Origin of the sequence: Pseudomonas sp. PvP001 (assembly GCF_040546375.1) — a bacterium.
GTDB classification, from domain to species: domain Bacteria; phylum Pseudomonadota; class Gammaproteobacteria; order Pseudomonadales; family Pseudomonadaceae; genus Aquipseudomonas; species Aquipseudomonas coleopterorum.
In genome coordinates this window covers 3568983-3592500 of record NZ_JBEPNQ010000001.1, presented here as the reverse complement: position 1 = coordinate 3592500, position 23518 = coordinate 3568983, and the positions used below count along the sequence as shown (strand labels likewise).

At 62.2% G+C, this 23518-nt stretch carries 21 protein-coding genes, 1 tRNA gene and 3 pseudogenes (1 of these 25 running past the window's edge); 12 read left to right on the top strand and 13 right to left on the bottom strand.

The features are described 5' to 3' along the window. Together ampC and ABMD26_RS16445 are read left to right on the top strand one after the other, a co-directional pair. Positions 1–872, top strand: the 3' portion of a protein-coding gene (ampC, locus tag ABMD26_RS16450; RefSeq protein WP_354310725.1) for a class C beta-lactamase. The gene continues 277 nt to the left of window position 1, outside the view; the window shows 872 of its 1149 coding nt (coding positions 278–1149); its start codon lies beyond the left edge, outside the window; the stop codon is at positions 870–872. Positions 873–943: 71 nt separating this feature from the next. Then, positions 944–1504, top strand: coding sequence for a DcrB/PsbP domain-containing protein (locus ABMD26_RS16445; RefSeq protein WP_192001080.1), 561 nt, complete (start codon positions 944–946; stop codon positions 1502–1504). 244 nt (positions 1505–1748) lie between these two features. Here ABMD26_RS16445 and ABMD26_RS16440 read toward each other — a convergent pair whose 3' ends face one another. The 8 genes and pseudogenes from ABMD26_RS16440 to ABMD26_RS16405 all read right to left on the bottom strand — a co-directional run bounded on the left by ABMD26_RS16440 (position 1749) and on the right by ABMD26_RS16405 (position 10487). After that, positions 1749–3041 (bottom strand): sensor histidine kinase, encoded by a 1293-nt coding sequence (locus ABMD26_RS16440; RefSeq protein WP_354310723.1) that lies wholly within the window; start codon positions 3039–3041, stop codon positions 1749–1751. Between the two features lie 144 nt (positions 3042–3185). After that, positions 3186–3262, bottom strand: a tRNA-Val gene (locus ABMD26_RS16435). A 104-nt stretch (positions 3263–3366) separates the two neighbouring features. Continuing rightward, the gene (locus ABMD26_RS16430; RefSeq protein WP_049862503.1) at positions 3367–4035 is read right to left on the bottom strand and encodes a UPF0149 family protein; all 669 of its coding nucleotides are present in this window, start codon (positions 4033–4035) and stop codon (positions 3367–3369) included. Between the two features lie 79 nt (positions 4036–4114). After that, positions 4115–5101 (bottom strand): asparaginase, encoded by a 987-nt coding sequence (locus ABMD26_RS16425; RefSeq protein WP_354310720.1) that lies wholly within the window; start codon positions 5099–5101, stop codon positions 4115–4117. A 13-nt stretch (positions 5102–5114) separates the two neighbouring features. Beyond that, complete coding sequence (locus ABMD26_RS16420; protein WP_354310718.1) at positions 5115–6305, bottom strand: hypothetical protein; 1191 nt, start codon at positions 6303–6305, stop codon at positions 5115–5117. Between the two features lie 12 nt (positions 6306–6317). Further along, complete coding sequence (locus ABMD26_RS16415) at positions 6318–7211, bottom strand: nitrilase family protein (RefSeq protein WP_354310716.1); 894 nt, start codon at positions 7209–7211, stop codon at positions 6318–6320. A gap of 146 nt (positions 7212–7357) precedes the next feature. Then, a pseudogene (locus tag ABMD26_RS16410) lies at positions 7358–9300 on the bottom strand (flavin monoamine oxidase family protein). 203 nt (positions 9301–9503) lie between these two features. Next, positions 9504–10487 carry a 2-hydroxyacid dehydrogenase gene (locus tag ABMD26_RS16405; protein WP_354310714.1) on the bottom strand — a complete coding sequence of 328 codons (984 nt, stop codon included), beginning with the start codon at positions 10485–10487 and terminating at the stop codon, positions 9504–9506. A gap of 198 nt (positions 10488–10685) precedes the next feature. Between ABMD26_RS16405 and ABMD26_RS16400 the strand changes: the two genes are divergently transcribed. Then, positions 10686–11567, top strand: a complete 882-nt coding sequence (locus tag ABMD26_RS16400; protein ID WP_134723575.1) for an alpha/beta hydrolase — start codon at positions 10686–10688, stop codon at positions 11565–11567. 104 nt (positions 11568–11671) lie between these two features. Further along, the gene (locus ABMD26_RS16395; RefSeq protein WP_134723576.1) at positions 11672–12583 is read left to right on the top strand and encodes a formate/nitrite transporter family protein; all 912 of its coding nucleotides are present in this window, start codon (positions 11672–11674) and stop codon (positions 12581–12583) included. Between the two features lie 12 nt (positions 12584–12595). On the opposite strand, the gene ABMD26_RS16390 is transcribed toward ABMD26_RS16395, so the two are convergent. Further along, positions 12596–13675 carry an MBL fold metallo-hydrolase gene (locus tag ABMD26_RS16390; RefSeq protein ID WP_134723577.1) on the bottom strand — a complete coding sequence of 360 codons (1080 nt, stop codon included), beginning with the start codon at positions 13673–13675 and terminating at the stop codon, positions 12596–12598. A gap of 148 nt (positions 13676–13823) precedes the next feature. Here ABMD26_RS16390 and ABMD26_RS16385 point away from each other — a divergent pair. The 4 genes and pseudogenes from ABMD26_RS16385 to ABMD26_RS16370 all read left to right on the top strand — a co-directional run. Continuing rightward, positions 13824–15884: pseudogene (locus ABMD26_RS16385) on the top strand (putative bifunctional diguanylate cyclase/phosphodiesterase); the annotation flags it as partial. Between the two features lie 222 nt (positions 15885–16106). Continuing rightward, entirely contained in the window at positions 16107–17294 is a 1188-nt protein-coding gene (locus ABMD26_RS16380; RefSeq protein ID WP_320523012.1) for a GAF domain-containing sensor histidine kinase, read from the top strand. 97 nt (positions 17295–17391) lie between these two features. Next, the gene (locus ABMD26_RS16375; protein ID WP_049862492.1) at positions 17392–17793 is read left to right on the top strand and encodes a YidH family protein; all 402 of its coding nucleotides are present in this window, start codon (positions 17392–17394) and stop codon (positions 17791–17793) included. Continuing rightward, positions 17790–18119, top strand: a complete 330-nt coding sequence (locus tag ABMD26_RS16370) for a DUF202 domain-containing protein (protein ID WP_354310710.1) — start codon at positions 17790–17792, stop codon at positions 18117–18119. Before ABMD26_RS16375 ends, ABMD26_RS16370 begins: the two co-directional genes overlap by 4 nt. A gap of 5 nt (positions 18120–18124) precedes the next feature. Here ABMD26_RS16370 and ABMD26_RS16365 read toward each other — a convergent pair whose 3' ends face one another. Beyond that, on the bottom strand, positions 18125–18760 hold the full coding sequence (locus tag ABMD26_RS16365; protein WP_134723581.1) for a DUF998 domain-containing protein: 636 nt from the start codon (positions 18758–18760) through the stop codon (positions 18125–18127). Between the two features lie 118 nt (positions 18761–18878). Here ABMD26_RS16365 and ABMD26_RS16360 point away from each other — a divergent pair, with 118 nt between their 5' ends. Continuing rightward, positions 18879–19292 (top strand): GNAT family N-acetyltransferase, encoded by a 414-nt coding sequence (locus ABMD26_RS16360; RefSeq protein WP_354310707.1) that lies wholly within the window; start codon positions 18879–18881, stop codon positions 19290–19292. A 10-nt stretch (positions 19293–19302) separates the two neighbouring features. Here ABMD26_RS16360 and ABMD26_RS16355 read toward each other — a convergent pair. Continuing rightward, positions 19303–20281: pseudogene (locus tag ABMD26_RS16355) on the bottom strand (YihY/virulence factor BrkB family protein). 237 nt (positions 20282–20518) lie between these two features. Beyond that, the gene (locus tag ABMD26_RS16350) at positions 20519–20710 is read right to left on the bottom strand and encodes a CsbD family protein (protein WP_049862489.1); all 192 of its coding nucleotides are present in this window, start codon (positions 20708–20710) and stop codon (positions 20519–20521) included. Positions 20711–20927: 217 nt separating this feature from the next. On the opposite strand from ABMD26_RS16350, the gene ABMD26_RS16345 reads away from it, so the two are divergent. Next, complete coding sequence (locus ABMD26_RS16345; RefSeq protein WP_090359966.1) at positions 20928–21308, top strand: hypothetical protein; 381 nt, start codon at positions 20928–20930, stop codon at positions 21306–21308. A 21-nt stretch (positions 21309–21329) separates the two neighbouring features. On the opposite strand, the gene ABMD26_RS16340 is transcribed toward ABMD26_RS16345, so the two are convergent. Beyond that, positions 21330–22166: a CvfB family protein gene (locus tag ABMD26_RS16340; protein ID WP_049862487.1), complete on the bottom strand. Its 837-nt coding sequence runs from the start codon at positions 22164–22166 to the stop codon at positions 21330–21332. Positions 22167–22386: 220 nt separating this feature from the next. Between ABMD26_RS16340 and ABMD26_RS16335 the strand changes: the two genes are divergently transcribed. Then, complete coding sequence (locus tag ABMD26_RS16335; RefSeq protein WP_177327984.1) at positions 22387–22575, top strand: PFL_1563 family small protein; 189 nt, start codon at positions 22387–22389, stop codon at positions 22573–22575. 161 nt (positions 22576–22736) lie between these two features. Then, positions 22737–23456, top strand: a complete 720-nt coding sequence (locus ABMD26_RS16330) for a TorF family putative porin (protein ID WP_049862486.1) — start codon at positions 22737–22739, stop codon at positions 23454–23456. The last annotated feature ends 62 nt before the right edge of the window (positions 23457–23518 follow it).

Below are 23518 nucleotides of genomic sequence, written 5' to 3'. Positions count from 1 at the left end.
TTACCGCAGCCTTGGCTGCGTACGCGCAAGCCACTGGCAAGCTCTCACTGAGCGATCATCCTGGTCAGTACCTGCCCGCCTTGCGCGGCACAACGCTGGATCGGGTGACACTGGCCGACCTGGGCACTCACAGCGCTGGCGGATTTCCTCTGCAACTGCCCGATGACATTCACAACGACGCACAGCTGATGACGTACTTCCGCGACTGGCGCCCCGGCTATGCACCAGGTACTCAGCGCAGCTATGCGAACCCCAGCATCGGCCTGCTCGGACTGATCGCGGCCAAAAGCATGGATGTTTCCTTCGCTCAAGCTGTGCACGACACACTGCTTCCGGGCCTGGGCCTCGCCCATACCTATCTGGATGTACCCGCCGACCAGTTGCCGTTGTATGCGCAGGGTTACGACAAGCAAGATCAGCCCGTACGACTGAATCCTGCGGTACTGGCCGATGAGGCCTATGGTTTCAAGTCCAGTGCACGAGACATGCTTCACTACCTGCAGGCACAGATGGGTACGGTGACGGTACCGGCGAAACTTCGTGAAGCGCTGAAGGCCACGCAGCAGGGCTACTTCAGGGTAGGCGGCATGACGCAGGGACTGATCTGGGAACAATACGGCTATCCGGTCGCGCTCGACACCCTGGTGCAAGGCAACTCCAACGCAGTGGCCCTGAAAACCCAGCCTACAAGCCCGCTCCAGCCGCTGGACGAGGTATGGATCAACAAGACGGGAGCCACCAACGGGTTTGGCGGGTATGTGGCGTTTGTACCGTCGAAGAAAATCGGCGTGGTCGTGCTAGCCAACAAGAATTACCCGAACGAAGCACGGGTCAGGTTCGCTCACGAGCTGGTGCAGGCGCTGGACAAGTAAGGTTCACACGCGTTCTCAAGCCAATGGGTCTGGAGTAGGATCCCACTCCTGACCCTATTGGAGTTTCGTCAATGCGCCGCACCTGCCTGTTTCTCGCTTTAACGCTGGGCCTGGCCAATATGGCCTGGGCCGCCAAGCCGGCACCGAGCGCGCCGAAGACACAGACCGTCAAGACGCTTGATGGCAAATTCATGTTTACCCTGCCAGCTGGCTATACCGTCAACCCACTGCCCCCTGCGGATCCGAAAAGCGATGCGGCGGGTGCCAAGGGGATGATGTACATGAATGACAATGAGAAACGTGTGGTGGTGACCACCGAACTGCCCATTCCCAAAGGTGGGCATGCCGCCGACAACGACGATGAATTCCTGACCGGCGCCACCGCCGGCTTCATCGACCAGCAGGCAAGAGCACTGCCTGATTTCAAGAAAACGGCCGAGAAGCGCATCACCTTGCGCAAGCTGGGCGTGGAGCAGATAGACAGCACCGCGACCATGGGGGGCGGTGCAACCATGACCACCACTTTCGTTGCAGGGTCGGGCCAGACCATGTCGGTCGTCCAGGTGATATCCCGTGCCAGCGATGCGACTGGGCATGCCGCCATGGTCAAGCGGATCGTGGCAGGCAAATAACCTGATCTGCCTATCGCGGCAGACGAGTCCTGCCGCGACGGGAGAGAAAAACTGCGGCCAACAAAAAACCCGCCGAAGCGGGTTTTTTGTCTAGCCATTCCAACATCCTGTCAGCAGCTTCCTTGCAATGGCCGGTCGTCCCTGACCCTGAGTCGTATCCTTCGTCTCAGTTAGTGAGGCTAGAATACTGCTGTGGTGAAGGTCGCAATAGAGGCGATTGTAGCCACCGCGTGTAAGCGATTGGCTATACCGTTTCCGTGCGACGCAGCCAGAGGGTAACTGTGGTGCCCTCGCCCGCTCGGCTTTCGATCCGTGCGATGCCATCGGCACTCAAGGCAAATCCGTATACCTGCGACAAACCCAGCCCCGTGCCCTGCCCTGAGGCCTTGGTGGTATAGAAGGGTTCGAAGACCTGAGCCAGTACTTCTTCAGGGATGCCTGGTCCGTCGTCGGCAACGCTCAGGCAAAGGTAGTCACCATCGGCCAACTGGGCGTCGCCGCAGACTGCTCGTAGACAGGTCGCAACTCGAATCTGTCCGGCACCGCGCAGGGCATCGCGGGCATTCACCAGCAGGTTGAGCAAGGCGGCGTCCAGTTGGTGGGCGTCGCACATCACTGCCTGGGCGGGCGCCTGCAGATCCAGCAGCACCTGGGTAGTGGCGCCCAGCGCGCGGCCGAACAGATCGCTGTTGTGCTCGATCCGCTCGTCGAGCTTCACCGCGTGCACGCTGGGCTCTTCGCGACGGGCAAAAGCGAGCAGGTGGTGGATCAGTTGGGCACCCTGCCGCACGGCCTGCAAACCGATCTCGGTGAGGCGCTCGACTTCCAGGGGCTTGCGCGCCTTGAGACGGGTCATTTGCAGGCTGGCACTGACCGCTTGCAGCAGATTGTTGAAGTCGTGGGCGATGCCGGCGGTGAGCTGACCCAGCGAGGATATGCGTTGGGCATGCCGCAAGGTCGACAGGGTTTGCTGGTGCTCACCCAGCACATTGTCCAGCTGACGGGACAGGGCAAGGGTTTGTTTCTCGCGCTCTTCGTTAAGCAGGCGGAGTTCCAGTTGTGCTGCGGTCTGCCTTGCCAAGGCCTGCAGGGCATTGCACTGCGACACCTCCAGCGTGCGCGGCACGGTGTCGATGACGCAGACGGTGCCCAGTGCCGAGCCCTGGCGTGTGATGATCGGCGCGCCGGCATAGAAACGAATGTAGGGCGGGCCCAAGACGAGCGGGCTCTCCTTGAAGCGCGGGTCGAGATGGGTGTCCGGCACTATCATCACGGCATCGGGCGCCAGAATGGCATGGGCACAGAACGCCAGATCGCGGTGGGTCTGGGAAACGTCGAGCCCTACACAGGCCTTGAACCACTGACGTTCGCGGTCCACCAGCGACACCAGGCCAATGGGCGTTGCGCACAGTTGCGTTGCCAATTGGACGATATCGTCGAAACCAGGCTCCGGAGGACTGTCCAGCACACTCAGATGCTCGAGCGCAGCCAGACGTTCGGACTCGTCGATAGGCGATGGGGCCGGGCTGTGAGTCATGCAATGGGCCAAGTCGAGGAAATGATCGGAATAATGCGCGCCACAGGCCATTGGGGCAAGTGCGTGCAAGCCTATTGCGCGTAAACGAAAAAGGGCGACCCTTTCGGATCGCCCTTCTGCACCGCCCAGCAGAGCGGATTTGTTTGGTAGGCGCGATTGGACTCGAACCAACGACCCCCACCATGTCAAGGTGGTGCTCTAACCAACTGAGCTACGTGCCTGCTGTGGCGCGCAATTCTACGGATTGACGCGCCGCTGTCAACGGCAATTTGCCGTCAATCGTAAAAAAATCACTCACTTGCAATCGGTGCGTAGTGTTCGATCCTCAATGCAGGCAGCACTGCTTGAATTTCTTGCCGCTGCCGCACGGGCAGGGATCGTTGCGCCCGGCCTTGGTTTCGGCGATGACCGGGGTGTTGCTCGGGCGCCGCTCGAACCAGTACTGGTGCAGACGGATCGCGGCCATCTGGATCATTTCCATGGCTTCTTCAGCATCCAGCTCTTCGCCCGAACCGTCGCGCTTGAGCAGGTCGACGCCCTGTGTGTGCAAGGTGATCAGCGCGAGCAGGTCTTGTTCCTGGTCGGGCATATCGAGCCAACTGCCGCCCACCACGACGCCGCGCTCGTAGCCGTAGCACCAGTCCTCGACGCTGACGACTTCTTCATCGTCGAACAGATTGAAGATCGGCGCGAAGTTTTCGAAGTCTTCCTCCAACAGCATGGCCAGCTGGTTCATGTGCTGAATGAGCAGGTCGAAGAATTTCTGGAACTGCTTGTCGTCCTTGAAGACCGGCAGTTGATCGGGACCACCCCACAGCGCTGCGTACCAATCGTCGAAGGCGATTGCTTGTGGACCTGAAACGATGGCCGCGAAAAAACCGTCGAGCTCGGAAATGCTGCCGACCGATGTTTCGCTGGCGTATTGCCCCAGCACTTCTTCCACGTAATCCAGTTGTTCGTCGGTCAGCGCGTCGTTGCTGATGTTGTAGGCCATGGTCTGCTCGATCGGGTCATCAAAAGAATGCTCGCATTGTAGCCGCCAGCGTGGACGATGTCCCCGGATCTGCCGCGTTCTAGTCGCCCAAGTGAGCCAGGTAGGCTTGCAGGTCGCCCTGCTGGCCGCTGCCGAGCAGTGTCCAAAGCAGGATTCTGCACTTGCGTGGGCACAGAAAGCTGCCCATGACCGCACCCTTGGCTTGCAGATCGATTTCGCCGCCGACGAAGCCGTAGCTGCCCTTGGCGGTGGGACCCTGGCCGGTGCGAGTAGCGACTATCACCGGCAGGTGCTGGGCAATGGCCTGCAAGCGGGTGGCCCAGCGCTGCGAAACATGACCGGCGCCGAAGCCGGCAATGACCAGGCCTTGATACCCGACATCGACGACCCTGTCGAGCAGCAGGGTATCTGCATCCAGGGCCGCTTCCAGGAGCAACACGCTGTGATCGGTTCGAATGGGATAAGGCAGACAGTGGCGAGCCGGGGGCGGGGCTGCGTAATGCACCTGGTTTTCGATCATCAGTCCGACCGGGCCGAAGGGCGACGAGGCGAAAGCATCCATTGCCAAGGCGGCGACCTTGCGCACCCGCGATGCGGCGTGCACCTGATCGTTGATCACCACCAGCACGCCACGCCCGCGACTGCGTTCGGCCAGCGCCACCTGCCCTGCGGCGAGGAGGTTGGCCGGGCCGTCGGCACCGCAATGGGATGCCGCGCGCATGGCGCCGGTCAGGACCAGGGGTTCATCCAGATCCCAGAGCAGGTCGAGAAAGAATGCAGCCTCTTCCAGGGTGTCGGTGCCCTGGCTGATGACCACGCCCACCGAACCGGCGGCGATGCAACCACGTGCCCAATCCAGGGCTTCGAGTAACGCCTGGAAACTCAGGGAGGCGCTGGGCAACAGATTCAGCGTGTGCACCTGAACCTCGGCCAGCGAGGTGAGTTCCGGCAGCAGATCCACCATGCCCTGCCCGCTCAGGCTGGGCTGAACGCCTGCACCAGTGGGCTGGGCCTGCATGCTGATGGTGCCGCCCAGGGCACCTACGGACAGTTTGGGTAGAGCCATGGGCGGTTCTCCGTCAGAGGTTGGGACTGCCGATGATCAGGCCGATCAGTGGCAGGATGAGCAAGGTGCTGATGGCCATGGACAGCACGTTACCGATATAACCATGCATATAGGACGGTAACCGCTGGCTGATGGCTACGGCCAGTGGCGGCGCCAGCAGTGCGCCCAGTGCGGCACTGAGGATGATCACCGGCAGGCTGCCACCATGGACCAGAATCGCGGCGGGGGCTACCGAGACCACAGGTATGTAGGTGGGATACCAGCCTCGGGCTATCCATTGGTGACGCCAGATGAGCACGCCCAGGGCCGAGGCCAGGGTTTGCGCCGCCAACAGCTGCAACAGCCAGCCGGAACCGTAGAACGGGCTGGCCGGATTGAGCATCAGGGCCAGCAGCGCGCCCAGCACCAACCCCAGGCTGGCCCACTCGTTACCGAAGAACGGCGCCTCGGAGAAGTCGGCAAGAATGCGCCGCAAGGTCCAGCGCACCCCGTAGTCCGGGGTCGCTGCCACCACCGGTGGCGCTGTCGAGGGCGTCGCATCGGGCTTCACCAGGGCCGGGAAGCGTTTGCACAGCAGGAAGCCGATGACGCTGCCCACTGCCATGCCGGTGACATTGCCGATCACCACCGGCAGGGCCAGCGGGGTGCACACGTATTTGACGATCAACAGGCAGGCGGGCGTGATCAGCACGGCGCCCATGATGGCCCCGGTCAGCGCCACACGCCAGCCACGGCCGAACAGCAGTACGGTGGCCGCCGGCATGGAAACGAAGGCGACGAAGGTCGGCTGCCAGGTATCGGCCGACAGCGTCCAGCCCCAGAGCAGGTTGCCCAGGCCCAGACCCAGCAGCGAGCTGGTCACCACCCATGGCCACAGGCCGGTGCCGTAGCAGATCGCGAAACCCTGCCAGCGTTTGCCGGTGCGATTGGCCCACCAGCCCAGCCCGGCGCCGGCGAGCAGGCCGATGGAGGCGAACTCGTGCTTGTAGAACGCCACTTCGCTGATATCGCCGACTATCCAGCGCCACCAGGCCGCCGGATGGTGGAGGTTAGCCATCATGTCGCCATAGCCGGGCCACAGCGCGTCGACGGCCAGCAACTTGCCGCTGATCACGGTCAGCGTGACCGCCAGTGACAGCAACAGCAAACCTGTCAGGGTCCCGCTGGATGCGCGCGTTGGTGTGTCGTGCAGAGAGGTGTCCATGGGCATCCCTCCTCAGCGCGGCAGCGCGGCATGGCGGTCGTAGCCCAGCATCGAGCCGTACAGGTCGACCCGACGGTCGCGTGGCAGGTCGTTGAGGCTGTTCCAGATCGGAGCGCTGCGCGCCGAGACCAGGTCGATGTCGGCGAAGAGGATAGTTTCCTCTTCGGCGCCGGCCACCTCGCTGAGTGGCCAACCGTTGGTTCCGGCTATCAACGAGCAGCCGAGGAAGCGATCGCCACGGTCGGTACCGATGCGATTGGCGGCGGCGATGAAGGTGTTGTTGACGTGGGCGGCGGTGATGGTCAGGTAAGAGGCCATGCATTTGCCGGTTTCGTCGAACAGCGGTGGTGGGGTCCAGACCCAGTTGTTCAGGCTGCAGATGATGTCCGCGCCTTGCAGGCTGAGCAGACGGGGCACTTCGGGGAACCAGACGTCCCAGCAGATCATCAGGCCGATGCGCCCGATGGGCGTTTCGAACACGGGGAAACCGAGGTCGCCGGGGCTGAACCAGAGCTTTTCCAGGTTCCACAGATGCGCCTTGCGGTACTTGCCAATGAAACCGTCCGGGCCGACCAGCACGGCGCAGTCGTAGAGCTTGTGACCATCGCGCTCTGCCAGACCTGCGGCGAGATAGACCTGATGTTCACGGGCGAAATCGATCCAGGCCTGGGCGCTGGGACCTTCGGGGACCGTTTCCGCCAATGCGAACGCTTCTTCGCGGTTGCGGTAGGCGTAGCCGGTGTTGGCCAGTTCCGGCAGCACGATCAGTTGGGCACCCCCGGCTACGGCGCGCTGAGCCAGATGCAGGCTATGGGAGAGGTTGAACGAGCGATGGTCGAGACCACATTGCGGATCGAACTGAACGACAGCGACCCGCACGGGGCTGATAGCGGAAGCAGAGGACATGGAGGCACCTTTTTGTTGTTTTTGGATTGCCTGCGCATGGAAACGCATTCGTCTGGATCAAAAAACAAGACGATTCCCAAGCTGGTGTAGGAGTAATCCGGCTGACCGTACAAAGCCGTTCAATACGCCTACGACCGCAGTCGAATTCAGGGCTCGACGCCATACCGAGGGTAATGGGCCAGGTCGAATCCACCGTTGAACGCTGCACCTTGGTTGGCGCAGAGGTTGATCACCGCATCGACGGCCCCGCGCATGGCCGGTTCGGTCCAGCGCCGGCGTCGACCGAAAAGGACTCACCGGCGAAGTACAGCCCGGACCGTGCGCTGTAGTCGCGGTTGTAGCTCATCAGGCCGACCGCGTCCTGGTAGGCGCCGGCGCGGTAGAGCTTGGCGCAGCCCAGGGCATTGCGGTCCGTGACCCAGCGCTGCACCCGGGCGTTGGCGGTGTCGATGAACGGGGAAATGCGCGACCCGACATTGCTGCAGCGCAGCAGGATGCGGTCCAGCTCGCGAATGCACTTGTCGACCAGCTCGGCATCGCTGAAAGCCGCCAGCTTGGTCGCATCGTCCTCCCAGGTGTAGCTGAGCAGGATGCAGTCGTAGGCATAGTTGTCGTTGTAGCGATAGGCATAGACGTCGTGTACGAAACTGTCGGTGACGAGGATCTGGGGAATGTCGCGATGAGCCGAGAGAAAGGTTTTCTTCAGCGGGGCGTAGACTTTGCAGCTGGTTTCCCAGTGCGCGGTCTTGTAGGCATTGATGGTGTTCTGGGGGAGCATGGTTGGGGTGAAGCCCTCCACCTGGATTCGTGTTTCGAGGATCCAGGAGGGCACCGTGACGATGACCGAGTCGAACTGCTCCGTCATTTGCCGGCTGGCCAATGCGTCGCTCTGATGCCAGCGGTAGCCGACTTCGATGCTGCCATCGGCCAGTCGGGTGAGGCGGTTCACGGGGCTGTCGGTGATCAGGCCGGCAGGCTGCTGGCGCAATCGCTCGTAAGGCGAAGCAACGCCCTCTTCCAAGGGCATGAACATCAGGCACTCATCCAGCGCGGCCAGACCCAGGTAGCGAGGTGTGGCGAACGCCACGCCCTTGGAGTCGGTCACGGCTTGCTCGCCTTGGAAAGGAGCTGGTAGCGGGTTGCCTTGGCCATCGACGCGGCCATGCACCAGTTGCAGGTGACTGCTGAAGCCGAAGATCGCGGTGCGTAACGGGTACAGGCTGCAGACGTCGTAGAAGGCGCCCCAACTGCCGTCGCCGATGCCGATGGCGTAGAAAATCGAAGACTCGTCGGCCGACATGCCCAGCCCGCCGAAGTCTCCGGGGTTGTCGGGATCCCAGGAGGTGATGGCTGCAGAGCGGACCAGCTCACGGAATGACACATGCTGGTAGCGCGTGACGATGGCAGACCACAGGGCCGGCCACGCTTGGCTGCCGAATACGGCGGCGACCTGCGTTGCCATCCGCTCGGCGAACAGCTTCCATTTCTGGTAGACGGCCTGCAACGCGGCGGTGGGCGGTGGCGTGCTGCCCTCTGGATTGTTCCAGACCAGCAACCGAGGTTCGCCCTCCCCCATCAGTTGACCTTCGCGCAGATAAATACCAGTGGAGCGCACGAAGGGCGTGCCGGGATTCGGGAAGTCCGAGGTTTTGAGGTCGTACAGCCCGGCGTAGTACGCCATCAATGAGCGGCCCTGCGCGGGTGCCTCGCCCGTGCGATTGAAAAAGGGCATGCGCATGGCGCCCATTTCGAAAGGCGTGGAGGGCGCTGTGGATTGCGGACCGTCCGGGTGCACGGTCAGATGACGTCCGCCGAGGCGGCGCGACTGCTCGATCAAGGTGATGCGTTCGAAGCCGCAGCGCAGCAACTCACGGGCTGCCACCAGGCCTGCGACGCCCGCGCCAATGATGCAGATGCGGTGTTGTGCGTTACCGCCGCGAGCAGTGCCGCCAGGTTGCTCAAGCAGGCGGCGATAGTCGAAACACAGATCCGGAGGGTTGGGAAAGCGGGCGGCCCAAGGCACGCTGGCGGCGGTTTGCAAGGTGGCCGCGAGGTCGGCGGGATGGTTGTGAGAGGAGCCAATGGTCATAACGACAGTCCTTGTCGGTCAGATTGAAGAGGCGTCAGTGTGCGAAGCCGTGGTGAGTCCAGGCAGAGGGACTGGGGGGGTGGAGTGTAGGAAGGGTTTGAGGCGTATGTGGGAAGCAGGTGCGGTGGTTCAGGGAGATTAAGGTGTGGCTGGACGCGGCTTGCGCCGCTGCTACAGGGCCGGGTGTGTCGCTGCGTCGGGTGTTAGACGCGATTGGGGTTTGTAACGACGTTCTGGAGGGGCTGGCCTTGGTGCAGGCGGTTGATGTTGGCGGCGATGAAGGCGTAGCGCCGTTCGAAGAGGCCCTGTGTCCAGCCGGAGGCGTGGGGCGTGCAGTAGGCATTGGGCAGGTCTTCGAAGCGGTAGTCGGCTGGCGCGACCAGGTCGGTGTCGCCGCTGGGGTAGCGGTACCAGACGTCCAGGTAGGCCTTGGCGATGAGGTTGTCGCGCAGGGCGTGGTACAGGGCATGGGGGTCGACCACGGCGGCGCGGGCGATGTTGATCAGTACGGCATCGGAGCGCATCGCAGCGAATTGGGCGACCGCGAAGGAACCGCGGGTACGTTCGTCCAACGGGCAGGTCAGGATGACGAAATCGGCACGGGGCAGCACCTGGTCAAGTTCAGCGGGTGTGTACGCTTCATCCATCGGGCCGTCCACTCGTCCAGCTTTGGCGCGTGCGGAAATGGCGATGACGTGCAGGCCGAACGCCTGGGCTCGGCTGGCAACGGCGTGGCCGATGCGGCCGAAGCCGACGATGACCACGGTCTTGCCGAACAGCTCGCCGCGCGGTTGGCGCTTCAGGTAGGCGTGCGTCCATTGCTCGGTACTGAAGCGAGCTCGCAGGGCCGCCAGTTCGACCTGGTGTTCGAGCATGCAGGCCAAGGCGTATTCGGCCATGGGAATTTCATGCTCGAACACATTGCAGACGGTTGCGCCGGCGGGCAGCGCGGTGAAATCGATGCCATCCAGCCCGGCACCGGGCACGTGCAGCAAACGAAAGGCCGGAGTCGGACCACTGCGCTGGAAACGCATCGAGACCAGCACGTCGGCACCTTCGATCTGATCGTCCCAGGCGTCCGATTCGTGGGCCTCGCGGGGCAGCGCGATGAACTGTGCCGGGGAATCCAGGGCTGTGGAGAGCGCGTCGCGATGTGTTGCGGCCTCCCCTACCATCACGATTTTCATGTGTTGTCCTTTTTATTGAAACGCCGCCTGCGACGGCGGCGCGATCATCGGTAGTCGATGGACAGTAGAAGATCGCCCTGCCGATGGCAACCGGGTGGCTGCCTACACCAGCGCTGACACCACTTGAAACCAATTCGCGTGGGAACAGCATCGGGCCGGTTCAGGTCCAGTACAAAGACCCGCTTGGAGTTCGCATGCATGGCAACACCTACCACCGCGCCCCGTCGCCGGCGCTGGCTTCCCTTTCTGCTGCTGGCGCTGGCGATCGGTGTCGGCCTGCCCTACGGTTGTTCGCAACTGGCCTACAAAGAGCGGCAGCTGCTGTTCAACATCGAGCCAGGCACGGCCAGTTGGTACGCAGGCTTGCCTTCGGGCGTCACCGAATTGCAGATTCCAGTGGAAAAGGCCCTGAGCAGCACTCAATACCTGCACGCCTGGTGGTGGCCGGCGCCGCGCGCCGATGCACCGGCGGTGCTGTATCTGCACGGCACACGCTGGAACCTGACCGCACAGGTGCGACGCATCAGCCAGCTGCGCGAACTGGGTTTTTCGGTACTGGCCATCGATTACCGCGGGTTCGGCGAAAGCCCTGGCGACCTGCCGTCCGAGCGCACCGTGTACCAGGACGCCCAGGCTGCCTGGGAACGCCTGGTGCAGTTGCAGCCCGAAGCCGAGCGACGCTTCATCTATGGTCATTCGCTGGGAGGTGCGATCGCGGTGGATCTGGCAGAGCATCTGGCCGAGGGCAGTGAGCCAAAGGCTGCCGGGCTGATCGTGGAGTCGACCTTCACCGACCTGGCTGCTGCAGCAGCGGCAGTGGCCAACACTTCGCTGCCGGTGCGCTGGATCATGTCGGAGAAATTCGATTCCATCGACAAGATCGGTGATATCAAGATTCCGGTGCTGATCGTTCATGGCCTGGACGACCGTTATGTGCCGCCGCGTTTCAGCCAGGAACTGTTCGATGCCGCGGCCGAACCCAAGCGGTTGCTCCTGGTGCCCGGTGGTACGCACAACAACAGCATGACCCTGGGCAGCCAGGCGTATGCCAAGGCGCTGCGCGAGGTATTCGGCCTGTAGACGACGTCTGGCGGGCGGTGACGCAACTTATTCAGTGCCCTGAAGGTCTGTGCTGTGGCAGCCGTGCACCCGGCACGCGCGCCACCGCATTCGCAGGAACCTCCATGGAAAAGCACGAACCCCGCCTTGATGCCCCTGAAGAAGACGGCAAGACGCCTGGCCTGTCGGCCGACGAAAAAGAAGAGGTCCATGAGAACCAGCCGCCCCGCGCGGCGGTGTTGCATGAAACCATACGCATACAGGGCGACCATGAACTGGAGCGTACCGTAGCCGCCCTGTTCTGGTCGGCCCTGGCCGCCGGCCTGACCATGGGCCTGTCGCTGATGGCCATGGGACTGTTCAACTCCCGTCTGCCCGCAGGCGAGGCAAGTAAAGTCATCGCCAGCCTGGGCTATTCGGCAGGCTTTCTTGCGGTGATCCTGGCGCGTCAGCAACTGTTCACCGAGAACACCCTGACCGCCGTACTGCCGGTCATGAGCAAGCCGAGCCTGGGCAATTTCGGACGGCTGTTCAAACTCTGGGGCGTGGTGCTGGTCGGTAACCTGATGGGGACCTTGCTGGTGTCCTACGTCATGCTGCATTTGCCGATCTTCGATACCAAGACCGACGAGGCCTTTCTCGAAATCGGGCGCAAGGTCATGGAAAACGACCTGTCGCAGATGTTTTCCAAGGGCATCATCTCCGGTTGGATGATCGCCACCATGGTCTGGATGATCCCGTCGCAGGAAAGCGCGAAGATGTGGATCATCATCCTCGTCACTTACCTGATGGCGCTGGGCGATTTCACCCACATCGTGGTGGGCTCGGCAGAGGTGTCCTACCTGGTGTGGGCTGGCGAGCTGGACTGGAAGGCCTTCTGGCTCGATTTCGCGGCACCGACCCTGGCAGGCAACATCATTGGCGGCAGCTTCATCTTCGCCCTGATCGCCCATGCGCAGATCAGAAGCGAAAGCGATCTGCCACCCAAGGATGACGGCAAGGGCAAGTCGCGCAAGGAACCCAACGCCGACGTCTGATGCCCTGACCGGTCAAGGTGTGACCGCGGGAGCCGGGGAATCGACCTGCTCCCACCAGTGCTCGCCGAGTCGAGGATGACGCAGATCGATGCGCTCTCCCATGCGCGGCGTGCTCAACGGCACGCCCTTGGCCTGGGCAAGCGCGCTGATGCGGTCGAAGGGTTCGTGCCAGTCATGGATCGAAAGGTCGAAGGTGCCGTTGTGCACCGGCAGCAGGGTCTTGCCGCGTACATCCAGGTGCGCCTGCAGCGTTTCTTCGGGCTGCATGTGCACGTTCGGCCAGGCGACGTTGTAGGCGCCGGTCTCCATCAGGGTCAGGTCGAACGGGCCGAAACGCTCGCCGATCTGTTTGAAGCCTGGGAAATAACCGGTATCGCCGCTGAAGAACAGACGAAAGTCCTGGTCGATGATCACCCACGACGCCCACAGCGTGCTGTTGCTGTCGAACAGGCTACGGCCCGAGAAATGCTGCGCGGGCGTCGCCACCAGACGCAGGCCGCCGACCTGGGTTTCTTGCCACCAGTCCAATTGGCGAACCTTGCTGGCCGGTACGCCCCACTCGAGCAATCGGTCACCTACGCCCAAGGTGGTCAGGAAATACTCGCTCTTGCCTGCCAGCGCCTTGATCGCGTGTTCGTCCAGATGGTCATAATGGTCGTGGGACAGGATAACCGCCTTGATCGGCGGCAGGTCGGCAATGCTGATCGGTGGTTGGTGAAAGCGCAGAGGCCCGGCCCACTGCACCGGGGAGGCCCGTTCTGAAAACACCGGATCGGTCAGCAGAAACTCGCCGCCCATCTTCAGCAGCACGGTGGAGTGCCCCAACCGCCAGAGGCTGTAGTCCGGCGCCGCCAGCAGTTGGTCGCGCGACAGTTGCTCGACCGGCAGCGGCGCCTGCGGGCGGGTGCCGGCTGGCTTGCTCAGCAGCAGGTACTTGATGCCGATGCGCAGTTTCTTCATGAAGCCGTCCTTGGGCAGGACCACCTGATTGCGATACTGGCCGTCCTCGCGCAACGAGGCGGGCAGTTCTTCGGCATTGGGCGAAAACGACGTCATAAGTGCAAGCACTCCGAAAAGCAGTGGAATTTTCATGCAGCCCTCGGGTTGAAAGGTGCGTGCTACAGCATACGCTTTCGGCCTGCCGTGCGAAGTGAGAGTTCCGCCCCGATCGGCGGGCCGGATTCCGGCGACCGGCACCTGGTCGTTCGAGGGGAACCATGGCCCGAAGTCACACGTCCAGATGGGACCCGGAAATATCTGTTCGCAGGGACCGCTGCCCATGAATGCTGTTGATGCCGCCAATGCCTCACGCTACTCACGCCACACCCGGGTTCTGGTGCTGGCGTTCGTTCTGCCCATTCTTGCCTGTGTGCTGATCATCGGCGGTGCCGTACTCGGTATTCCCACTGCGTCGGAGCCTGCCAATGGCTTATCGGCCCAGACAACTGCAACCCAGTCTGCCAGCGTGGAGCGAGACCTGGGCGAAAACAGTGGCCGGCCCGTGATCTCGCTCGACGATGCCGGCGCTGGCTTGCCCGTGCAGGCTTCGCCGCCGGGTGGCGAACCCTGGTGGTCCATGTCGCTGCCGACGCTTGCTGCGCTGCTACTGGCCGTGCTGATCTTTTCCGGTGCACTGTTGCGCAAGACCTTGCGCAGCTTGCGTGACATCGATCAGGACCATGCTCGGTTGCAGCATGAATACGCGGCCCTGCGGTGCAGCGATGAACGCCTGCGTGCGTTGGCCGACGCCTCTTCGGACTGGATATGGGAAACCGACGCGTTTTTGCGTGTCAGCTATCTTTCCGCAAGCTTCACCACCGCAACCGGGTTGGCGCGCGACGTGTGGCTGGGCCAGCCTGTCGAGCTGCTGCTGCAGTGCGAAACCCTCCCGGCTGGCCAGTGGCTGCAGCAGCTGGGTGACGGCTCGTCAGGTGTCGGGCATCTGCGCTGCAGCTATCGCGACAGCATCGGCCAGACCCGCCACAGTCGCATCGTCGCCTGCCCCATCGTGCGTGATGGACAGATTGCAGGCTACCGCGGCACGGTGCTGGACATCACCGATCAGGTCGGCGCCCAGGCCCAGCTCGCTCATCGCTCGACCCACGATGCCGTGACAGGGCTGGGGGACGAGCATGCCTTGACGCGGTTTCTCGATCAGACGCTGGCCGATCGTCTTCGTCCTGTGCCATTGACCCTGTTGCTGCTGGACCTGGCTGGTTTCGAGGCCTTGGGCGGAACCTTGGGTGAACCTGCGCGCGACTGCATCCTGCGCACGGTCGCCAGTCGTCTTCGCGACAGCACACGCAGCAATGATCTGGTGACTCGTCTGCGGGATGGGCAATTCATGATCGTGCTCGCCAGCATCGACGAGATGACCGAGATCGGGCATTTCTGCCAGCGTCTGATCGACAATCTCCAGCGACCTATCGTGCATGGCGTGAAGCAATTGCAGGTGGGTGTGAACATCGGCGTGGTCCATGATCATCCCAGCCGGGGAGACGCCCGCGAATGGATCGGTTGCGCGCAGATCGCTTTGCGCGAGGCCCAGGCTGAAGGTCCCGGTCATTGGCAGCCTTTCGCGCCCGCACTCGACCGACAGAACTGCCTTTGGCAACTGGAAACCGATCTGCGCTCCGCCCTCCAGCACGAACAACTGCTGCTGCACTTCCAGCCCAGATACAGCGCCGACGGTGCTCGCGTGGTTGCGGTCGAGGCACTGTTGCGTTGGCAGCACCCAGTCGAAGGGTTGCTCGCTGCGGACGTCTTTCTGCCCCTTGCCGAGCGCAGTGACCTGATCGTCGCCATCGAGCGCTGGCTGCTGCGCGAGGCCTGCGCGGCGGCGCGCCACTGGCCGCAGTCGATTGCAGTGTCGGTGAGTCTGGCGCCGGCGCATTTCAGCCGTGGCGATGCGCCCCGCGCCGTACGCGATGCGTTGACCGACAGCCGCCTGCCGGCCAATCGCTTGCAGGTGCAGGTGGCCGAGCAGGTCATGCTGGGCTGTGCCGACGGCGCGATGACGGCCCTCACCGCCTTGAATGAAGCGGGCGTCGGCCTGATCCTCGATGAGTTCGGCAGCGGTTACTGTTCGTTGGGGTATTTGCGCATTTACCCGTTCGATGCCGTGAAGATCGACCCACGCTTCGTCGCCGGCCTGGCGAGCAGCCCACAGGATCGCGGACTGGTGCGAGGCATCATCGACCTGGGGCGAGCCATGGGCGTGAGGGTGATCGGCGCGGGTGTCGACACCGAGCAACAGCTGCGTAGCCTGCAGGACGACCGCTGTGCGGAAGTCCAGGGCCTTTACCTCGGTGAGGCCATGGAGCGGGCAGCATTGGCACCGCTGCTTCAGCAACAGACTGACGTGCGCAGGTCACGACAAGGGCATCAAGCAGGTTTGCACGGCCCGCTGATCGACAGGCTGTCCAACATTTTTTTACAGGCCCCGAACGCCTCGTTAGAATCGGGGCATCGCCCGGACACGACCGTCAATGGTCCCGGCCCGCGCAACCACAGTGGACACCTCATGGGCACGACTGCAGCAGCCGACATAGCCACCATCGCGCGCATCGACGCGGTCCCTTCCATATTGCAGGTCATCTGCGAAACCACAGGCTTGCGCTTCGCCGCCGTTGCCCGCGTGACCGAAAATGCCTGGACCACCTGCGCGGTGCTCGACAATATCGGGTTGGGCCTGGAAGTCGGCGACGGGCTGGACGTGACCACGACCTTGTGTCAAGAGATCCGCACCAGCCATCAGACCGTGATCATCGACAAGGTCAGCGAGGACGAGGTGTATTGCAATCACCCGACGCCACGCCTCTATCGTTTCGAAAGCTACATTGCCACGCCCGTCTTCCGGGCCGACGGCAGCTTCTTCGGCACGATCTGTGCGCTCGATCCGCGGCCCACCCGCCTCAGGGGCACCAGTATCGAGCCGATGATGGCGTCGTTCGCGCGCTTGCTGTCGCTGCAGATGGAGAACGAGGAGCGACACCAGCGCACGGCCACTGCGCTGCTGGAGGAGCGGGAAATGGCCGACCTGCGCGATCAGTTCATCGCCGTGCTGGGCCACGACCTGCGCAACCCGCTGTTCGCCATCAACGCTGGCGCCGAGCTGTTGCAGCGACGGGTCGCCGATGAGCGCAGCGTGGGCATCGTCAAGCATATCCAGACCAGTGCGCGCCGCGCCTCGCAACTGATCGAGGACGTTCTGGACTTCGCTCGCGGGCGATTGGGCGCCGGTATCGTGGTCGACCTGCAACCCGATGCCGACCTCACGCGCAGCCTGGAGCATGTGGTCTCGGAGCTGCAGCGCATCCACCCCGAGCGGGTCATCTCGATGGATGTCGACGATTTGCAGGGCGTGCTATGCGACAAGGAGCGCATTGGCCAGTTGCTCTCGAACCTGGTGTCCAACGCCATCATTCACGGCGCGCCGGACAGCGATGTGCGCGTCAGCGGTCGCCTGTCCAATCAGGAGTTCACGCTCGCGGTGCATAACCAGGGGCCTGCGATCGCCGAAAATGTGCGGGCGCAACTGTTCAAGCCATTCGCTCGGCCCAGCGTGCGCAGCCCGCGCGGCGGCCTTGGGCTGGGCTTGTACATCGCCTATCAGATTGCATTGGCCCACGACGGCCGACTGGAGGTGAGCTCCAGCGATGAAGACGGTACCGAATTCGTCTTCCACCTGCCCGTGGTTACCGCCGCCTGAGCCGTTGCCGTTCGAGCGCCTGCGCGGATGAAAGTGCACGGCCCGACGGGCGACGGTGGTAGCATCGCCCTACTTCCACACCCTGCCTGGCAACCACATGGCGAGACCTGACCCCGGGATCCCCCCTCAGCACGGCGAGCGAAGCGCGCGACAGCTGCGCCTGCTCAAAGGCGGCAGCGAGCCCGACCCCCGCTTCACCCTGGCCAACGAGCGCACCTTTCTGGCCTGGATCCGTACGGCATTGGCGCTGATGGCCGGTGGCATCGCCGTCGAGGCGTTCACCGCGGACGTCTTCGCGCCCGAGTTTCGCAAGACCCTGGCGGTCATCCTGTTGCTGCTGGGCATGCTGCTCAGTGCCAGCGCCAGCCTGCGCTGGCTGAACGTGGAGCGGGCCATGCGGCACAAGCAACCCTTGCCCATTCCGCTGCTGGTGCCGTTGCTGTCGATTGGCGGTGCCCTGGTCACGGCAGCCTTGATTGCCTTTGTAGTATTGCGATGAGCCTGCCTCAGGCAGGCCATCAGGATGAAGGCCTGCAGCCCGAACGCACCTTGCTGGCCTGGGGAAGGACGCTGCTGGCGATGCTGGTGGCGAGCCTGTTCTTTCTGCGCTGGATGCCCCACCACGGCCGTTTTGCCGGGGCCCTGATTGCCCTGACGCTGATGGTGGCGCTGGCGATCTGGATGAGCCAGCGCCGCCGTTACCGCTGCCGTGTCGAAGGGATCAGTCGTGCATGCTTTCCGGCCGACGTGACCGGGGTGCTCGGCCTGGGCAGCATGGTCACACTGATCGGCGGTGCGGCCATCTGGATCACCTTGATGACCTGAGCCATTCAGAGCTGCCCGCTGCGGTCGTCCTTGAACAGTGCCCAGGCCAGCCCGGCGACCCACAACAGCGAGGCGAAGTAATTGACCCGCTGGAACAGCCCGAAACCACGGCCCACGTCCATGGCAGCTGCCATCCACGGCAGGCAGCCCAAAGCGAACAGGCTGCACACCAGGGACAGCCAGACAAGCCCCTTGCGGCCTTCGCGGCGTGCCACGAAAATCCACAACGCACTGGCCAGCAACAGGCTTGCGGACATGATCACGCTGGCGATGGTGTGCAGGTTCTGCTGCATCGACGGGTACTGCAGCGAACAACCGCTATCACAGGAAAAATAGCCAGCGGCCAGGCTGGCAAGACCGTGCACGATGATCAGCGAAGCGCTCAGCCGCGCCAGGCGCAGATGGGCATGGCGAGCGTAAAGGCCGATGCCGAACGCAATCAGCAGCACGCCCAGCGGGAAGTGACCGAGCCAGGACCACAGCGTATGGGTGGGCGCATCGACGGCGCCCAGCAGGCCCATGGCCTGATCGATATGGCTGTAGCCGGGGTAGAGGCTGCCGGCCACGATGAGCACGGCGGCCAGCCAGAGGGGCGTGATCAGGCCGGCCAGATAGAGTGGATTGCGAATCGGCTGCTGCACAGCGCATCTCCGTCATAAAAAGAGGCCCGGACCTTACTACAGCGTCGGTGCCGTCACGAAGCAATTTTTCCCGCGATCGGGTAAACCGGACGCTTTGGTAATAGCAGGACACATTTGCGTGGAATTCATCGAGCTTCCGCCCCAGGCACGACCGCTGCTGGACAAGTTCTACAAGTTGCAAAGAAGCCGAATGCGCAGTGTCGGCAATGCGCGCTGGTGGGTGGCAAAGGATGGCGAGATCATCGCAGGGGCGAGTTTTCTGCCGGTATCCGGCGGTCATTGGCTGACCGGGCTTCATGTGGCAATCGAGCATCGCAACAAAGGCTACGGCCAAGGTCTGTTCAATGCGGCTCAGGCCGCACTGGGTGGACCGGTATGGTTGTTCTGCGCACCTGAGCTGCGCGATTACTATCGACGAGCTGGCTTCGATGAGGCTGTCGCGCCGCCATCCGAGTTGGCTCAACGCCTCGAACGCTACAGGGCCAGCAAGGACTTGCTGGCCCTGGTAAGGGCCGAGGCGGCTACCGCCTGACAGCATCGACTCAGGGTTGCGGGCGAGGAACCACTGTGGACGGTGTGGCAGGTTCCGGGCGCAAATCCTTTTCACCACTGGGCTCGGTTGCCGTCTGGTCCACCGCCGGAGCCTGTTCGTCCGGGTCCTTGGCGCCCTTGTCCTTGCCCTCGGCCGACATGTGTTCGATCACCGCATTCATCTCGGCGCCCAGACAACAGCACGGCCGAAGAGATATAGAAATACAGGAGCAACACGATGATCGCGCCGATGCTGCCGTACATGGCGTTGTAGTCGGCAAAGGTTTTCACGTAATAGGCAAAGCCTAGGGAGGCTACGATCCAGACCACCACCGCGAGCATGGAGCCGGGCGTGATGAAGCGGAATTCCTGCTTCACGTCCGGCATCACGTAGTAGATCACTGCCACGGCAATCATCAGCAGGATGACGATCAGCGGCCAGCGCAGGATGGTCCACAGGGTGACGATGAAGTCTTCCATGCCGATCTGCCCGGCCAGCCATTGCATGACCTGCGGGCCGGTGACCATCAGGGCCGCCACGCACAACAGCATGCCGGCCAAACCGATGGTGTAGAAAATCGACAGCGGAATGCGTTTCCAGGCCGGACGCTCCTCGACCACATCGTAGGCGGCGTTCATCGCGCTCATGGTCAGGCGCACGCCTGCCGAGGCGGTCCACAGCGCAACCACGATACCGATGGAAAGCAAGCCGCCCTTGGACTGCTGCAACTGGTCGATGACCGGATTGACTTGCTCCAGCGCCTGGGGAGGCAGGACCAGATCGGCTTGCAGGCGCATCCAGGTAAAGAAATCGGGTAAATGCAGGAAACCGATCAGGGCGATCAGGAAGAGCAGAAAGGGGAACAGCGAAAACAGCATCTGGTAAGCCAGTGCCGAAGCATAGGTCGGCATTTCGTCGTCGACGAATTCCTTGACCGTACGAACCATGACCTTCATGAAAGGCAGGTTATGCATGTGGGGAAATAGCATAGCGTCTCCTTGCGCCACTCAACCTTCGAATACGCCGCCTGGGTGGGTGCAGAACATGATTGGATCAGGCAACCGCAGCAAGGCGTGTTGCGGCCCGGCAGCTCGGAGCCGGCTTTCTACCGCAAAGCCGCAGGAAAAACGACAGGCAGAGTATGTACGTCCGTGTCTGCCTAATAGCACAACGGCCATCGATAGATGACCGTTGGTAAACCTCATTCAGGCAGAGAACACTCTACCTCAGGGTTTTTTCACAGTGTCTTTGACGGCATTTTTCACGTCGCCTTCGACTTGCTGTGCTTCGCCTTTCTTCTCTTGAACTGCACCTTTGACCTGCAGTTCTTCGTTACCGGTGACCTTGCCGACGCCTTGCTTGATGTTACCAACGGCTTCGTTGGCCACGCCTTTGATCTTGTCTGAAGTGCCGCTCATGATAAGTCTCCTGGTCATTTAGGAATGTCTTGTCTCGACACAGGAATTGACCGACGGCGGGTCGCCAGAGTTTCAAATTATTTTGCGCGGCAAAAGACGCCGCGGTCATCTGGCAGGCGTCGATGGTAGGCCGGTGCTTTATGTTCCAGCGATTTGCCCGCAGAATGCCGGTCGGATTCGGTCAGTGCGCCGAAGCGTCATACCAGTAGGAATTTTCATGAAACTCGACAAACCCCAAGCCATCGCCCGTCGCAACAAGGAACTGGGTGGCGCGGTGCTCGGCGTCAACAACTGCCATTTCGCCTTGCTGGACCCCAAGCGCAACATCTGGTGGTTCGACATTCCGGTGGCCCGCCTGCAGATCGGCCAGTACGAATGGATTCACCTGCTGCTGCACACCCCTTCTAGCGATCAATTGCTGCACGTGAAAGTGACGACCGCCTTCCTGCGCGAGCACATCGAAGGCCTGGTGGTGCGCAACGCCGGCAAGCGCAAGTCGACGGTCAGCCTGGAACTGAGCGCCGACAAGGATTCGTTTCTCAAGGACGTACGCCCCGCCGGCAGCGGCGTCGGCTTCGCGCCGTTCCTGCAGCCCTGACAGCGGGCTGCGCAACGGGCATCAGACCAGTTCGATGCGGTCGGCGTGGATGACGATCTGGCCGTCCTTGTACAGGGCGCCGATGGCTTTCTTGAAGTTGCCCTTGCTCACGCCGAACAGGTCGCTGATCAGTTGCGGATCGCTCTTGTCGCTGACCGGCAACGTGCCCTGGTTGGCGCGCAGCTTGTCGAGGATCTGGGCGTTCAGGCTGCTGGCCAGCTGGGCACCGACAGGCTGCAGGCTCAGGGCGATCTTGCCGTCGCTGCGCAGTTCCTTGATGTAGCCCTTCTCCTGCTTGCCCGAGCGCAGGAACTTGAACACTTCGTTCTTGTGGATCAAGCCCCAGTGGGCGTTGTTGATGATGGCCTTGAAGCCCATGTCGGTTTCTTCGACCACCAGCAGATCGACTTCCTGACCCACCTGATAGGCCGGCGGCACTTTGTCCAGATAGCGGTCCAGGCGCGCGGTGGCAGTGATGCGGCGGGTGCGCTTGTCCAGGTACACGTGCACGACGCAGTACTCGCCGGCTTTCATCTGGCGCTTTTCTTCGGAAAACGGCAGGAGCAGGTCCTTGGGCAGGCCCCAGTCGAGGAAGACTCCGATGCTGTTGATTTCAACGACCTTGAGGCTGGCGAACTCGCCGACCTGCACCTTGGGCTTTTCGGTGGTGGCCAGCAGCTTGTCTTCGCTGTCCAGGTACACGAAGACGTTCAGCCAGTCTTCGTCTTCGCTGGGAATATCCTTGGGGATGTAGCGGTTGGGCAGCAGGATCTCGCCGTCCGCGCCGCCATCCAGATACAGACCGAAGTCCGTGTGTTTAACCACTTGCAATGCGTTGTAGCGCCCGACTAAAGCCATTTCGAATATTCCTCGTCACCTGGCTGGGCATTCTACCCGAGAACCCTTCGGCTCGCTGCGCAAGGCGCCCGATGCGCCGTTGGCGCCCAGGTAGTTGGCGCGCCAGATCCTTGATTTCAAAGGGCTGTAGCGGCATCGATCGGCACCACTGGTCCGTGCGGTCAGCCGGGAATGGATAAATCATGTACAATGCCTGGCCATATTAATTTTTGACAGGTTAATGGCAGCCATGCGCGTTAAAGCATCCAACAGCAAAGTCAAGCCCGCCCCCGCCGTTGAAACCAGCGAATCGATCAACGAACAGATTGCCGCGTTTCTCAAGTCCGGTGGCGAGATCCAGCAGATTGCCAAAGGCGTGAGCGGCCAGACCTTCACCCCGTCCAAGCACATCAGCCTGGGCAAAAAGTAAGTTTGCAGCCCGGCCATTGCGCCGGGCAAAACTTCCGCGTTGTGTGACTCCCCGCATCACCCTTATCCCCCTCGAATCGACGAATGGCAGCTTCGCATCGCCCCTGAGCGGTATGCTTGCAGCCTTCTAGATCGGGCCGTCCAGGCTTACTGGAGGTAGGCATGCTCAGACCCAGCTGGTTATTGATAGCCGGACTTGCGGTCCACCCTTCTCTCTACGCCCAGGTCATCCAGCGTGACATCGGCGATTTCAACCTCAAGCTCGGCACCACACCGTCGCGCAGCATGGCTGCGGGCCTGGTCCAGCCCAGTACCGGCAGTTCGTTCCACGGCGGACTGGATCTGACCCACGACAGTGGGGTGTATTTCGGCCAGTGGTCGCCCAACATGGGATTGGCCTCTTCCAGCAATCTGGAGGTCGACTCCTACCTGGGCTACAAGCATCCGTTCGACAACTCCCTGGGTTATGAAGTCGGCGTGATCCAGTACAGCTATCCGGAAGTGGATGCGCCCTCGACCCATGCGCTCTATGCCGGTCTGCGGGTGCTGGACCGGCGCTTCGGTGCCGCCTTCAACAATACGCCCGACGGCCAGAACAGCACGCTGTTCGCGGACCTTGGCGGTCTGCCGCTGCTGGATGTGGGCTTTACCATGAAAGTCAGCAACCATCAGCTCTCGACTCCCTTCACCATCGGCGAAGGGCAGGAAGTGCGCGCGTTCAATGACTGGTCGCTGCAGATGTCACGGCCCATCGGCAGTTTCGATCTGGATTTCATCTACAGCGGTTCGGACCTGAGCGGGGCCAATTGCGCCGCTTACTCCGGTCAGAATGGCCAGTGCGACAGCATGTTCATGCTCAAGGCCCAGCACGCGTTTTTCTGACCTCGGGTTTTTCCACATCGTGCTGAACCGCACGCACCGGCATGGCTCTATAACCACAACAA

Bases quoted from the DNA above. Each gene is read 5' to 3' on its own strand.
- ABMD26_RS16445 (WP_192001080.1), top strand. From the start codon at position 944: ATGCGCCGCACCTGCCTGTTTCTCGCTTTAACGCTGGGCCTGGCCAAT.
- ABMD26_RS16440 (WP_354310723.1), bottom strand. From the start codon at position 3,041: ATGACTCACAGCCCGGCCCCATCGCCTATCGACGAGTCCGAACGTCTG.
- ABMD26_RS16430 (WP_049862503.1), bottom strand. From the start codon at position 4,035: ATGGCCTACAACATCAGCAACGACGCGCTGACCGACGAACAACTGGAT.
- ABMD26_RS16425 (WP_354310720.1), bottom strand. From the start codon at position 5,101: ATGGCTCTACCCAAACTGTCCGTAGGTGCCCTGGGCGGCACCATCAGC.
- ABMD26_RS16420 (WP_354310718.1), bottom strand. From the start codon at position 6,305: ATGGACACCTCTCTGCACGACACACCAACGCGCGCATCCAGCGGGACC.
- ABMD26_RS16415 (WP_354310716.1), bottom strand. From the start codon at position 7,211: ATGTCCTCTGCTTCCGCTATCAGCCCCGTGCGGGTCGCTGTCGTTCAG.
- ABMD26_RS16405 (WP_354310714.1), bottom strand. From the start codon at position 10,487: ATGAAAATCGTGATGGTAGGGGAGGCCGCAACACATCGCGACGCGCTC.
- ABMD26_RS16400 (WP_134723575.1), top strand. From the start codon at position 10,686: ATGGCAACACCTACCACCGCGCCCCGTCGCCGGCGCTGGCTTCCCTTT.
- ABMD26_RS16395 (WP_134723576.1), top strand. From the start codon at position 11,672: ATGGAAAAGCACGAACCCCGCCTTGATGCCCCTGAAGAAGACGGCAAG.
- ABMD26_RS16390 (WP_134723577.1), bottom strand. From the start codon at position 13,675: ATGAAAATTCCACTGCTTTTCGGAGTGCTTGCACTTATGACGTCGTTT.
- ABMD26_RS16380 (WP_320523012.1), top strand. From the start codon at position 16,107: ATGGGCACGACTGCAGCAGCCGACATAGCCACCATCGCGCGCATCGAC.
- ABMD26_RS16375 (WP_049862492.1), top strand. From the start codon at position 17,392: ATGGCGAGACCTGACCCCGGGATCCCCCCTCAGCACGGCGAGCGAAGC.
- ABMD26_RS16370 (WP_354310710.1), top strand. From the start codon at position 17,790: ATGAGCCTGCCTCAGGCAGGCCATCAGGATGAAGGCCTGCAGCCCGAA.
- ABMD26_RS16350 (WP_049862489.1), bottom strand. From the start codon at position 20,710: ATGAGCGGCACTTCAGACAAGATCAAAGGCGTGGCCAACGAAGCCGTT.
- ABMD26_RS16345 (WP_090359966.1), top strand. From the start codon at position 20,928: ATGAAACTCGACAAACCCCAAGCCATCGCCCGTCGCAACAAGGAACTG.
- ABMD26_RS16340 (WP_049862487.1), bottom strand. From the start codon at position 22,166: ATGGCTTTAGTCGGGCGCTACAACGCATTGCAAGTGGTTAAACACACG.
- ABMD26_RS16335 (WP_177327984.1), top strand. From the start codon at position 22,387: ATGGCAGCCATGCGCGTTAAAGCATCCAACAGCAAAGTCAAGCCCGCC.
- ABMD26_RS16330 (WP_049862486.1), top strand. From the start codon at position 22,737: ATGCTCAGACCCAGCTGGTTATTGATAGCCGGACTTGCGGTCCACCCT.